This is a genomic window from Enterobacter sp. MEB024, assembly GCF_030209635.1.
GTDB classification, from domain to species: Bacteria; Pseudomonadota; Gammaproteobacteria; order Enterobacterales; family Enterobacteriaceae; genus Enterobacter; species Enterobacter ludwigii.
This window is the reverse complement of the sequence record NZ_JARVRQ010000001.1, coordinates 188,919-201,675: the sequence shown is the minus strand read 5'-3', so window position 1 is coordinate 201,675 and position 12,757 is coordinate 188,919. Positions and strand designations below refer to the sequence as shown.

Genomic DNA, 12,757 nt, shown 5'->3' with positions numbered 1-12,757 from the left:
GAACTTGAACCGTGGATAAAAATACACTCATTATGCAAAGGAAATGAATAATGCAAATCAACTTTACTAACAAGGCAATCGAAAATCTTGCTCCAAAAGATAAGTCCTACATAGCGTATCATGCCAGCGGTGAACGAGGCACTGGACGTGTGGGAATTCGCGTTTATCCATCTGGACGCAAAACCTTTATGTATCGTCACTTTGTAGGAAAAAGCGCAAAATTCGAGAAGTTGGGTGTCTATCCTGATATGACTATCAGCAGCGCTCTGGAGAAATTTGAGTCATTAGCTGCTTGCCCGGATGTGATAAAGGTAGCCAGGAAAAGCGGTACACTTGCTGATCTGTTTGAAACACATAAAGCTGATTTCATCGCATCCGGTAAGCGTGCATATCTTCATTACATAGCCCTCAGCTCAACACTGTTAGAAACTGGCTTGCTTCCTGAAAGTACCATCGTAAAAAAATCACTACTAACGATATCCGAGCAGTTCTTAACAAAGTATATCAGCGTACTCAAAGCGTGGTTGGGTTAATGAGATCCGTAAACGCTTGCATAACCACTTTTCATGGGCAGTTAAGTGTGACAAATCCCTTCTTCTTGATAAGCCCGAAATCATGTTCGACGTGCCTTTTAACCCGGTTACTCCTATTCCTGCTTTAGAGCATGAGGGATATGTTGGGGAAAGATTTCTTGATTTTGATAAAATTGCTTTGCTCCTTAAAACAACAGAAAAGGAATTTTTTAATCCCGATGTTGCAGTTCTCATTCAGTTAGTATTTTTCTGCGGGGGCCAGCGACCTTATGAGATAATGTCTTTAGCAAAAAATAACTTTGATAAGAAAAGCCGAACTCTTTCGATTCCACCCTCAATTTCAAAAACTAAAAAACGGTATTATCTGCCTCTTTGCGATAGCGCGGTCCATTTGATTGATTTGATGATTTCACGTTATGCCGATAACGAATATCCTTTTCCAAATCAGGATTATGAAACGAAGTTAAGAAAGTGGGGAGAAAAAAACAAAAACAAAATCAACTGGTAAACTCCCGAAAGCGCTAACTGCATTTATGAATGCCAAGACACTTGCATGTAATATTGAACGCTTTTGCGAAAACTATTGTATTGAGAGCTTCTCCGCCCGTGACTTCAGAAGAACATTTAAGACCCTTGCTGGACAATTGAAGATCAGCAAAGATATTCGTGACAGAATCCAGAATCATGCAATGAACGATGTTTCGAGCATACTTTATGACAGATATGATTACAAAGATGAAAAGCTGGAAGCCCTTTTGACATGGGAAAGTAAGCTGAAAGAAATAATGAACAACAATTAATTACACATTGCATTCACTAGCTTAATTATTTAAAGCCACCCATCTATCTAGATAATATGAAGGTGGCTTTTTTTTTACTATTTACAAGAATTGAGAGCATGATCACTTTGAACAAAGCGAAACGTATAAGATGATCAACGAATCAAATCACAGGGACATATTATGTATTACAGTGAAAATATTATTAAAGAACTAGGAACCGACAAAGAATTAGCCGTGAGATTAGATAAGGCCATGGCTGGTGTCAAAGATGGCTTTGTTGATTATGTGGATAATCTTGGTGATGCAGCCACTCGCCTTTTATATTACTCATCATGTTTAACTGAAAATTATCATGATGTATGCTTAAGATTAAGGGATGAAGATGTTAGATTTGTTTTGGGTTTAGGCCAACTAATAAAGCACCGGGACTTGATTTTCAGGATGATGACGCTTTATATAGAAACCATCCTCAAAAACAAAAATGAAACACAGAAAAAAACACTTCTTGAAAAATTAGTTCCAGTAACAAAAAACCTTGCCATAAAAAACACCTCAAAAAGCGCCTTAATTTATTCTGTTGTATCTTACATCTGTTATGGGAATAAAATGAGCGTATCAGTAGAGGCTGCTTTTGTGAAGAAATTAGGTGGACGGGTTGGCATTCCCATTACAGCATTAAATTTATATGGGATTGTTTACAAATCTTCTGAAAGTGCAAATAGATTAAAAAGTTTTATGCCACAATTTTATCATGCACTTTATGTAGAAACACTTGAAATGATGTATTTCTTTATTGAGCCAATCATTATGAAGGCTGGGTATTTAAATATAAGCACGGCGACTGATAATGAAATTACTAATGCTTTAAAGAGAATGATGTGATTATGTTAGAACCAATCAAGAGATTTTTAAAACAATTCTTCAATAGTTTTAAACAGGATTGTTTGAATGATATTTATTGGTACGGCGTATTTATATTTGCTGCTTTCTTTGCTGGCATAGTAGCATCCAATATAGATGATTTAAAAATAGCAGGGAAAATAATCCTTGGCATCCTTATAATCACATTCGTAATTGCTTTCCGTTTCAAAGACAAAGGATTAAAAAAATGACAATACCAGCACATATTTGGCTTACCGATGATAATAATTCACCTCTAATGGGTGAATGTGTAATGCCAACACGATTGGGTTCAACTGAGCTTAAATCTTTCAATCATTCTGTATGGATTCCTGCAGATTATAATACAGGAAAGCTAACAGGAACGCGCCTACATGTTCCTATCACATTTGAAAAAGAAATTGATCGCATCACCCCATTTTTATTCAGAGGTGTATGTACTGGTAGAATATTTAAAGAAGCTTTAATAAAAATGTATAGAATTAATGAAGCAGGAATAGAGATAGAATATTTTAATATAACATTGCAAAATGTGAAAATAACAAGAATCTCTCCAGTTTTATTCCCTCTAGGCGTTGCAAGTAAACATATGGAGGAAGTTGAAATCCGCTATGAATCTATCGAATGGAAATATTGTGATGGGAACATAATTTTTAAAGATACCTGGAATGAAAGAGCGGTAGCATAAAAAAAGGGACTCTAATGAGTCCCTTTTTTATTTTACTTCAAAGGCCCGTATATCTGTTTAACAATCCAGCCGTATGTTGACCTGCTCCACGTAAAAGTGGTGGAACTTTCTTAGGCTGGCTGGAGAATGATTTTAAAGAATGGGTTAAAAAGAAAGATGAATCCCACGCACCTTATAAGGGGGGAGTGTCCAGGAAAAAGGAACATTGAGTACAGGGATGTACCCTCCCAACATTAGCCTCTTTGCTGTTACACTTCCTTAGTACGCTTATGCATAATCAATGCATAAACGGGATGAGGTGATTTTGGGGTCATTTGTTAGTTGAACCAAAGTTGAACTTTAAAAAAATTGACCTTAACAAAACCAATGTAACATTTTAATTTAATAGGTTAATTTTTTTGATTTTCCATATCCCTCTCCCACGGGGAGAGGGTACAAACACGAATACGGCAACCGCAAGGTTGCCGTTTTGCCTTTATCGGTCCCAGTAGGCTTCTTCGAGGCTATCTTCCCTTTCCGGCAGACCGCGGGTTAAGCGCGGCGAGTGCTGGTTCAGCACCTGATAACTCACGCGGTTCGCGTACTTACACACCTGCGCCAGCGACGAATAGGTCAGCCAGTTGAATTTGTGCTTGCTGGAATTCGGGACGTTGGTTTTATGGTAGGCATTCGCAGTGATGTCATGCAGCAGCGCCGCCAGTGCGCCATCTCCCGCGCCATTGGTGTTCATGATCTTTTCTGGCCCGCCCATATACGGTGCGATGTGGGAGTAAATACGCAGCGGGTTTTCGCAATCTTTATGGCGAATCGCACGGCTGAACTCGTACTGGTTAAACTCGGCAATGGCGCCTGGCAGCAGTGGATGCTGCGTTTTGCGTTTGCTCTCTTCTTCCGTGAAGCCTGCCATATACAGCCCTACCGGTCCGGCAGTGCAGAGCACCAGATCGACCCAGTCGAGCGCTTTATCGGAGGCCAGCAGCGGATCGCTCTCGCCGGTCAACGCTTCAGCCTCTTCTTCGTTCATCGCCAGAATCGAGACGTGTTCCTTCAGGAAGGCCTGCCACCACTCGGGGTTGTCGGCTATCACGAATTTGGTACCCAGCGTCAGAACGACCGGCACATTGTATTTCTTCGCGTACTCAATCGCTTTCATGGTAGCTTCCGGCATCGGCTCGCCGGGTTTACAGCGCACCAGATACGACGTCAGCACCAGTGCAGACGCACCCGCTATCACCGCTTCCGGAATGCTCTCTGCACGCAGCTTATTCATGTGGCCGGGGCTGATGGCAAAGGTACGTTCGCCGGAATCGCTGATCAGCGTGAAGCAGCGGCCAATCGGCCCGTCAACGCCCTGAAGATAGTTCAGATCGGTGCGGCTGGAGGTATTGCACAAATAACGGTAGGCGTAGCCACCAATTTCGATGTTGCTGCACATGACGCCCAATAACACAGAGCGGTCGTCGGCAAGCACCGAGTAGTTGTGCATGGTGTTGCCGATAGTGCCACCAGCAAACTGATGGGTGATCAGGTTTTCGCGCGTCAGCTCCTGATACAGGGCTTCGGCAACATCGTCCTCAATCACCAGCGAGTGACCGGCGCTCAGACCGTAACGAGCGACAAACGCATCATCCACTTTAGCTTCAATGTCCACCAGCGTCTGATCGATACCGACGACCCATGCGGCGCTGGTTTCATTTTCCGGCTGGATTTGCTGCAGGAGCGGATCGCGGGCATCAACGGGAAAGTAGTGTTTAGATTTGCGTTTACCGGGAAATTTCATGGGTCTGAACTGTGCAAGGATTATGGGCCGGGAATGGTAGCACAAACCCGGCCCATAGTGCGATCAGCGGCTGTTTGTCACCAGCGACACCATCATCTCGATATGCTCAGGCGAGTCGTTAAGGGCCGGAATGTATTCGTATTTCGTCCCGCCCGCCTCGAGGAAGAACTCTCTATTCTGCACGGCAATCTCTTCCAGCGTTTCCAGACAGTCGGCGGAGAAACCGGGTGACATCACCTGAATATGTTTCACGCCCTTCTCACCGAGCATTTTGAGGGTTTCGTCGGTGTAAGGCGTTAACCACGGCTCGCGACCAAAACGCGACTGGAAGGTCATCATCACTTTCTCTGGCGGCAGGCCGAGGGCTGAGACCAGCTCACGGGTGGTGTCGCGGCAGCGCTGCGGGTAATCATCCCCTTCATTGGCGAAGCGCTGCGGGATCCCGTGATAGGAAAGCAACAGCAGATCCGGCTCGCCATGTTTTTCAAACGACGCGCGCGCGCTACTGGCAAGCGCTTTAATATAGCGATCGTTATCGGCGTAATCACGAATAAAGGTCACGCCAGGAATACGGCGGCGGGTCGCCAGAATACGAGCCAGCTCATCCCAGACGGCGGCAACCGTCGAGCAGGAGTATTGCGGATAAAGGGCGAGCACCACAATGTGGTCGACGCCCTGCGCCAGCAGCGAGTCGACCGCGCTTTCCAGTGACGGTTTACCGTAGCTCATGCCCAGCGCGACGGGCATATCCGGCAGGCGGGCGGCCAGCGCTTTTTCCTGCCGACGGCTATACACCATCAGCGGTGAGCCCTCTTCCATCCAGACGGACTGATAAAGCTTTGCTACACGTGGGGCACGAATCGGCAGAATGACGCCACGCAGCAGCGGCCACCACAACAGTCTTGGGGTATCCACGACGCGCGTGTCGCTTAAAAATTGTCGCAGGTAGCGTTTTACCGCTTCTGATGTCGGTGCATCTGGTGTACCCAGATTGGCAAGCAGGATGCCGGTTTTCGCCTGACTCATTCACGCCTCTTAACCATTTGAATGGTTTTCAATTGTAGCGGAAAAGCGTTTAAACGAAACCCATTGCTGCAATAGGTAAGATGAGAATTTTTCTCACCCGGAGAGCCCGGGTGAGAGAGGTGCAATTAGCCGAGGATTTTTTCCAGCTCTGCACGAACGTCAGCAACGGCTTTGGTGCCATCAACTTTCGCGTATTTGGTGTTACCCGCCTGCGCTTCTTTGGTGTAATAACCGATCAGCGGAGCGGTCATCTGATGGTATTCCACCAGACGTTTACGCACGGTCTCTTCCTGATCGTCTTTACGGGTGGTCAACTCTTCACCGGTAACGTCATCTTTACCTTCAACCTTAGGCGGGTTGAATTTGATGTGGTAAACGCGGCCAGAGGCAGCGTGTACGCGACGACCAACAATACGGTCAACGATCAGCTCGTCCGGCACGTCGAACTCGAGCACGTAGTCCACGTTGATGCCCGCTTCTTTCATGGCATCAGCCTGAGGAATGGTGCGTGGGAAGCCGTCCAACAGGAAACCGTTACGGCAGTCTTCCTGAGCAATGCGCTCTTTGACCAGAGCGATAACCAGCTCGTCGGTCACCAGCTTGCCTGCGTCCATGATGTCTTTCGCTTGTTTACCCAGCTCGGAGCCAGATTTAACAGCGGCGCGCAGCATATCACCGGTGGAGATTTGCGGAATACCGTATTTCTCCATGATGAACTGAGCCTGAGTTCCTTTACCCGCGCCCGGAGCGCCAAGCAGAATAATACGCATTGCGAAAATCCCCTCAAAAGTCGATTCAATTTTTCAAAAGCGCTAAACAATACCACCAGAACGGATATGGCTCAAGGAAGGCAGGCGGGCTGAAACGGTTAATGAAGGGAGATTAACGGGAAGGAGTGGTCTGGTGCCCTCCCCCGGCCCTCTCCCACAGGAGAGGGAGAAGACCAGGGGGAGGCGGGTCAATTACGCCAGCAGCAGCGCATTCACACGTTTAATGAACAGGTTAGGATCTTCCAGCGTGCCACGCTCGGCCAGCAGAGACTGATCCAGCAGAAGCTCAACCCACTCGGCAAAGCGTGCTTCGTCCTGCGTATCCGCCGCGCGTTTCACCAGCGGATGATCCGGGTTCAGCTCGAAGATATATTTCACTTCTGGCATCGCCTGGCCCGCCGCGGCGAACAGTTTCGCCATCTGGGTGCTCATTTCATCCGCATCCGTGGTGACAATGGCCGGGGTATCGGTCAGACGGTGAGTGAAACGCACCTCTTTCACGCGATCGCCCAGCAGCGTTTTCACGCGCTCAACGAAAGGCTCCAGCGCCTTCTCCGCTTCTTTCGCGCTTTCGTCCACTTCATCGGCCAGCTTATCGATCGACTCATCGGCTTTGGCGACGGACTGGAACGCCTTACCGTCGAACTCGGTCAGGTAGTTCATCATCCACTCGTCGATGCGGTCAGACAGCAGCAGTACTTCGATGCCTTTCTTACGCAGCAGCTCGAGATGTGGGCTGCTCTTCGCCGCGGCGTAGCTGTCGGCGGTGATGTAGTAGATCTTCTCCTGCCCTTCTTTCATGCGGGAGACGTACTCTTCCAGCGACACGGTCTGCGCAGAGGAATCGGTGTGAGTGGAAGCGAAACGCAGCAGTTTAGCAATGGCTTCTACGTTGGATGTATCTTCCGCAGGGCCCTCTTTCAGCACCAGACCGAACTGTTTCCAGAAGGTCTGGTATTTTTCTGCATCGTCTTTCGCCAGTTTTTCCAGCATCTGCAGCGCACGTTTGGTCAGTGCATTACGCAGGTTACGGGTGACGGTGCTGTCCTGCAGAATTTCACGGGAGACGTTCAGCGGCAGATCGTTGGAGTCAATCAGGCCACGCACAAAGCGCAGGTAGTTCGGCATGAACTGCTCGGCGTCATCCATGATAAACACGCGCTGGACGTACAGCTTCAGACCGTGCTTGTGATCGCGGTTCCACATATCCCACGGCGCCTGAGACGGGATATACAGCAGGCTGGTGTACTCCTGCTTACCTTCCACACGGTTGTGGCTCCAGGTGAGCGGATCGGTAAAGTCGTGGGCGATGTGTTTGTAGAATTCGTTGTATTCGTCGTCTTTAATTTCAGACTTATTGCGCGTCCACAGCGCCTGCGCCTTGTTGATTTTCTCCCAGGACACCACGGTTTCACCGTCTTTCTCTTCCTGTTTTTCAATCTCAACCGGCAGGGCAATATGGTCGGAGTATTTGCTGATGATGGAGCGCACGCGCCAGTCATTCAGGAAATCATCTTCGCCTTCACGCAGGTGAAGGGTGATTTCGGTACCGCGGTCCGCTTTGGTGATGTCATCAACGGTGTATTCGCCTTCGCCTTTAGATTCCCAGAAGACGCCGTGATCCGCACTGTCGCCTGCTGCGCGGGTACGTACGGTGACTTTGTCCGCAACGATGAACGCCGAGTAGAAGCCCACACCGAACTGGCCGATCAGCTGGCTGTCTTTCGCCTGATCGGAGCCCATTGATTCGAGGAACGCTTTGGTACCGGATTTAGCAATGGTCCCGAGATGGTCGATGACCTCGTCGCGGTTCATACCAATACCGTTATCGGCGATAGTCAGGGTACGGTTCTCTTTATCGAAAGAGACGCGCACGCGCAGCTCTCCGTCGCCTTCGTACAGATCCGGGTTAGACAGGGCGCGGAAGCGCAGCTTGTCCGCCGCATCGGAGGCGTTGGAAATCAGCTCACGCAGGAAGATTTCTTTGTTGGAATACAGGGAATGGATCATCAGGTGCAGAAGCTGTTTTACTTCTGACTGGAAACCACGGGTTTCTTGTCCTTTCATCTATGTCGACCTCAACAATGCCATTTAATGGGGTTTTAAAACGTTGAGGGAGAGATGGGGATACGAGGGGAGAATTTCAAGCGGAGGCCGCGATTGCAGCCTCCGTTTGGTCAGAAAATAATCTTGTGACGTCCAGCCAGAGAGTGGGACAGCGTGGTGCCGTCCACCATCTCCAGCTCACCGCCCACTGGCACGCCGTGAGCGATGCGGCTGGCGTCAACGCCATACTGTGCGCACAATTCGGCGATGTAGTTGGCCGTAGCTTCCCCTTCCACCGTTGGGTTGGTGGCGAGGATCACCTCTTTGATCGTTTCGGACTCAAGACGCTGTTCAAGGCGATCGAGACCGATATCGTCCGGGCCAATACCGTCCAGCGGGGAGAGATGCCCCATCAGCACAAAATAGCGGCCAGAAAACTGCCCGGTCTGTTCGATGGCATAGATGTCCGCCGGACTCTCCACCACGCAAATCTGACCGTTTTCCTGACGACGCGGATTAGTGCAGATGTTACACACGTCCTGCTCGGTAAAGGTACGGCAATCCGCACAGTGACCAATTTCTGACATGGCACGGGTCAAAGCCTGCGCCAGGCGCATCCCGCCGCTGCGGTCGCGCTGCAATAGCGTAAACGCCATGCGCTGCGCCGACTTCGGGCCGACACCCGGCAGACAGCGCAGTGCTTCCATTAACTGCGTGAGCAGCGGACTGGTTTGCATCAGAATGGCATCTTGAAGCCAGGCGGCAGTTGCATACCGCTGGAAACAGAGGCCATTTTCTCTTTCTGAGTTTCATCGATACGGCGCGCAGCATCGTTAAACGCGGCTGCAACCAGATCTTCCAGCATGTCTTTGTCGTCTTCGAGCAGGCTTGGGTCGATTTCAACGCGACGGCAGTTATGCGCACCGTTGATGGTCACCTTGACCAGACCGGCACCGGATTCACCCGTGACTTCCAGCTGAGCGATCTCTTCCTGCATCTTCTGCATTTTTTCCTGCATCTGCTGAGCCTGCTTCATCAGGCCACCCAGACCGCCTTTTCCACCAAACATAGGCTTCTCTCTTCTTTCACGTTTAAGGATTACAACCGTAAGTCAGACTCACGATCAAATGGGGCGAATACTCTCTTCATCCAGATCGGCGTCGAAGAACCGGCGCAGAGTCTGGATATTGTTATCCGCGATAATCGACTCGCGCGCTTGCGCGAGCTTCTCTTCATAAATCGCCTGACGCCATTCCAGTGGCGTTCGCACCGCCGGATTATCATCTTCAATGATAGTCAATTCAACCGGAGCACCGTGTAATGCGGTGAGCGCCTCGGCCAGCGCTTTTTGCGCGCCAGGGGAATTCAGATGCCGCTGACCCGGTCGCAGGTGTAAACGTACCTGATGACCGTCCTGCTCTTTCCAGGCATTCAGCGCGACCTGCTCAACCAGCTTCGGCAACTGCAGTTTACTGACCTCTGCGGCCCACGCGTCACGCTCAATAGACTCTTCGGCAAGTTTCGCGGAAAGCTCAGGTGTTTTTTCATGCTCCAGCGCCTTTTTTAGCGCTTTCGGTGTGGCAACTTCTTCTTTCACCTCTTCAACGAGGGTTGTTGCCTTCCAGCGGTAAGCCTCTTCTTTCACCGGGGCTTTTTGCTCGAGCGCGGACGGTGCAGGGCGCGACTGAACGCGCTCCGTAACCGAAGCCAGTCGTTCAAGCGCGGCGTTGTTCACCGGCCGCGCTCTTCCTGGCGCTGCCGGTTCACTCTTTTTTGGTTTGGTTGCTCCCTGAGCACGTTGCAACTGGCTTCGTGCGGCAAGCACCGAACTGGTGGCCTCCGGCAGCGGTACGTTCTGCTGCGGGGGAGCCGTCGGCTGCGGTGGCACCTGCTGAGGCGACATCACCGCAGTGGGGGCGACCGGAGCAAAAGACTGTCGGGGCACTTCCGGCTCCGGCAGAGGCATGCGCGGATGGAACGCCAGCGCACGCAGCAGGGTCATTTCAACGCCCATCCGGGGATCCGGCGCAAACGGCAGCTCTTTGCGGCCAATCAGCAGCGTCTGGTAATAAAGCTGCACGTCAGCCGGTGGGACGGTGCGCGCAAGTTCACGCATCCGGTGTTCAATAACCGCCATATCGGCACCGATGGCTGACGGAGAAAGCTGCAGCATCGCCACGCGGTGCAGCAGACTCAGCATCTCAACCAGCAGCGCTTCCCATTCAATGCCCCGGGCAGCCGCGGCGTTCACCAGCGACATGACGCGTTCACCGTTGGCGGCAATCATCGCTTCGATGAGAGAAAGCGCCTGATCGTCATCCAGCGTGCCGAGCATGGTGCTGACCGCATCGGTCGAGAGTTTACCGTCACCGCTGGCAATCGCCTGGTCGGTGAGACTTAAGGCATCACGAAGGCTGCCGTCTGCCGCGCGGGCCAGCAGCTGCAGGGCGCGCGGTTCGTGGACAATCTTCTCTTCATCAAGAATATGTTCAAGCTGAGCGCGGATCTGCTCGACGTCCAGCGCCTTCAGATGGAACTGCAGGCAGCGCGACAAAATAGTGACCGGCAGCTTTTGCGGATCGGTGGTCGCCAGCAGGAATTTCACATGCGCGGGCGGCTCTTCCAGCGTTTTCAGCAGGGCGTTGAAACTGTGGCGTGACAGCATGTGCACTTCATCGATCAGATAGACCTTGAAGCGGCCACGCGCCGGCGCGTACTGCACGTTGTCGAGCAGATCGCGGGTATCTTCCACTTTCGTGCGCGAGGCGGCGTCGATCTCAATCAGATCGACAAAGCGCCCCTGCTCAATTTCACGGCAGTTGTCACACACGCCGCACGGCGTGGCGGTGATCCCGGTTTCGCAGTTCAGACCTTTTGCCAGCAAACGGGCAATAGAGGTCTTACCGACGCCGCGGGTGCCGGAGAAAAGATAAGCGTGATGGATGCGACCTAGCGACAAGCCGTTCGCCAGGGCCGTCAGCACATGCTCCTGACCGACAACGTCAGCAAAGGTTTGTGGTCGCCATTTACGGGCTAACACCTGATAACTCATGGGCAGGCTCTGCAACGCTGGAAGGTGAATTTATGGAGGGGAATGCTATCACAACCTCACCCATTGAGCGAGGTTGTGAAAACCGGGATTAATGACCCGGGAAAGGCACCAGGCTGTAGCTGGTAATGCCCTGTTTTTCCAGGCGCTGTTCGCCACCCAGGTCAAACAGGTTAATAATGAATGCCGCATCGGTCACTTCACCACCCAGACGACGGATCAGCTTCACGGTCGCTTCAATCGTGCCGCCGGTCGCCAGCAGATCGTCAACCACCAGCACTTTATCGCCAGGCTTGATCGCATCAACGTGGATTTCCAGCTGATCGGTGCCGTACTCCAGTTCGTAGCTCTCTGCGATGGTTTCACGCGGCAGTTTGCGCGGTTTACGCACCGGCACAAAGCCAACACCCATTGCCAGCGCGACCGGCGCGCCAAACAGGAATCCACGGGCTTCGGTACCCACTACTTTGGTGATCCCGGCGTTTTTATAACGCTCGACCAGCAGTTCAATGCTGAGCGCGTACGCTTTCGGGTCTTCCAGCAAGCTGGTGACATCACGGAAAAGAATGCCAGGCTTTGGATAGTCCTGGATACTTTTGATGCTGTTTTTCAGATATTCAAGCTGCTGTGCAGTTGCGGTCATCGGTTTGTGCCTAAATGAAACAGTGTTACTCACAGCGCGCAACGAGTCGGCCAGGGTAACAATTGTTTAACCTTTGACCAGGCGCAGCTGTGCTCGAAAACGGTCGAATTTACTGGCTGCGCGCAATAATTGCAACAGCCATTATAAGGCTTCAGTGCTTTTGTTGCTTTTCATCAACCACGGGGATCCGCCACATAAAGAAAAGCAGACAGGCGAGGATCGTCAGCAACAGAATGCGCACCCACATCATTTTCACCAGCCATAATGAAATGGCAAAGGTAATCAGGATCACCGCGATTGCACGCGGCTTCGCACCGGGCGGCATTGCCCGATGTTTTTGCCAGTGGCGCAAATAGCCGCCAAACCAGGAGCGGTACAGCAGCCAGTGGTGAAAGCGCGGCGATGAACGGGCGAAGCACCAGGCTGCCAGCAGGATAAAAGGCGTGGTGGGCAATAAGGGCAAAACCACGCCCAGCGTGCCTAACACTACCGCGAGCCAGCCAATGATGATTAAAATAGTACGCTGCATAATGCGAATCG

Annotated in this window: 14 protein-coding genes, 1 pseudogene and 1 other annotated feature; of the genes and pseudogenes, 6 read left to right on the top strand and 9 right to left on the bottom strand. The window is 50.9% G+C overall.

What is annotated here, in order from left to right:
* Positions 1–50 precede the first annotated feature (50 nt).
* From QRN24_RS00975 to QRN24_RS00955, 6 genes and pseudogenes are all read left to right on the top strand, one after another.
* Positions 51–533: an Arm DNA-binding domain-containing protein gene (locus tag QRN24_RS00975; protein WP_193163176.1), complete on the top strand. Its 483-nt coding sequence runs from the start codon at positions 51–53 to the stop codon at positions 531–533.
* 82 nt (positions 534–615) lie between these two features.
* Positions 616–1,041, top strand: a complete 426-nt coding sequence (locus tag QRN24_RS00970; RefSeq protein WP_284942222.1) for a site-specific integrase — start codon at positions 616–618, stop codon at positions 1,039–1,041.
* Between the two features lie 88 nt (positions 1,042–1,129).
* Positions 1,130–1,333: pseudogene (locus tag QRN24_RS22760) on the top strand (tyrosine-type recombinase/integrase); the annotation flags it as partial.
* 162 nt (positions 1,334–1,495) lie between these two features.
* Positions 1,496–2,197, top strand: a complete 702-nt coding sequence (locus QRN24_RS00965; protein WP_284942221.1) for a hypothetical protein — start codon at positions 1,496–1,498, stop codon at positions 2,195–2,197.
* 2 nt (positions 2,198–2,199) lie between these two features.
* Positions 2,200–2,427, top strand: coding sequence for a hypothetical protein (locus QRN24_RS00960; RefSeq protein WP_193163182.1), 228 nt, complete (start codon positions 2,200–2,202; stop codon positions 2,425–2,427).
* Positions 2,424–2,903 (top strand): Hcp family type VI secretion system effector, encoded by a 480-nt coding sequence (locus QRN24_RS00955; protein WP_284942220.1) that lies wholly within the window; start codon positions 2,424–2,426, stop codon positions 2,901–2,903. The genes QRN24_RS00960 and QRN24_RS00955 overlap by 4 nt, the downstream gene beginning before the upstream one ends.
* Before the next feature lie 475 nt (positions 2,904–3,378).
* Here QRN24_RS00955 and QRN24_RS00950 read toward each other — a convergent pair whose 3' ends face one another.
* From QRN24_RS00950 to QRN24_RS00910, 9 genes are all read right to left on the bottom strand, one after another.
* On the bottom strand, positions 3,379–4,683 hold the full coding sequence (locus QRN24_RS00950) for an inosine/guanosine kinase (RefSeq protein WP_020885178.1): 1,305 nt from the start codon (positions 4,681–4,683) through the stop codon (positions 3,379–3,381).
* Between the two features lie 63 nt (positions 4,684–4,746).
* Positions 4,747–5,709 carry a ferrochelatase gene (gene hemH / locus QRN24_RS00945; RefSeq protein ID WP_040016800.1) on the bottom strand — a complete coding sequence of 321 codons (963 nt, stop codon included), beginning with the start codon at positions 5,707–5,709 and terminating at the stop codon, positions 4,747–4,749.
* A gap of 125 nt (positions 5,710–5,834) precedes the next feature.
* A complete protein-coding gene (gene adk, locus QRN24_RS00940) occupies positions 5,835–6,479 on the bottom strand; it encodes an adenylate kinase (protein WP_006809841.1) in 645 nt (214 codons plus the stop codon).
* A 192-nt stretch (positions 6,480–6,671) separates the two neighbouring features.
* Positions 6,672–8,546 (bottom strand): molecular chaperone HtpG, encoded by a 1,875-nt coding sequence (htpG, locus tag QRN24_RS00935; protein WP_014168914.1) that lies wholly within the window; start codon positions 8,544–8,546, stop codon positions 6,672–6,674.
* A gap of 110 nt (positions 8,547–8,656) precedes the next feature.
* On the bottom strand, positions 8,657–9,262 hold the full coding sequence (gene recR / locus QRN24_RS00930) for a recombination mediator RecR (RefSeq protein ID WP_006809843.1): 606 nt from the start codon (positions 9,260–9,262) through the stop codon (positions 8,657–8,659).
* Entirely contained in the window at positions 9,262–9,594 is a 333-nt protein-coding gene (locus QRN24_RS00925; protein ID WP_010428194.1) for a YbaB/EbfC family nucleoid-associated protein, read from the bottom strand. The genes recR and QRN24_RS00925 overlap by 1 nt, the downstream gene beginning before the upstream one ends.
* 54 nt (positions 9,595–9,648) lie before the next feature.
* Entirely contained in the window at positions 9,649–11,577 is a 1,929-nt protein-coding gene (dnaX, locus tag QRN24_RS00920; RefSeq protein WP_020885181.1) for a DNA polymerase III subunit gamma/tau, read from the bottom strand.
* Positions 10,255–10,319 (bottom strand) — a sequence feature (DnaX frameshifting element). (Overlaps the previous gene by 65 nt.)
* Before the next feature lie 88 nt (positions 11,578–11,665).
* Positions 11,666–12,217 (bottom strand): adenine phosphoribosyltransferase, encoded by a 552-nt coding sequence (gene apt, locus QRN24_RS00915; RefSeq protein ID WP_000127359.1) that lies wholly within the window; start codon positions 12,215–12,217, stop codon positions 11,666–11,668.
* 151 nt (positions 12,218–12,368) lie between these two features.
* Positions 12,369–12,746 carry a DUF454 family protein gene (locus tag QRN24_RS00910; protein ID WP_020885182.1) on the bottom strand — a complete coding sequence of 126 codons (378 nt, stop codon included), beginning with the start codon at positions 12,744–12,746 and terminating at the stop codon, positions 12,369–12,371.
* Positions 12,747–12,757: the final 11 nt, after the last annotated feature.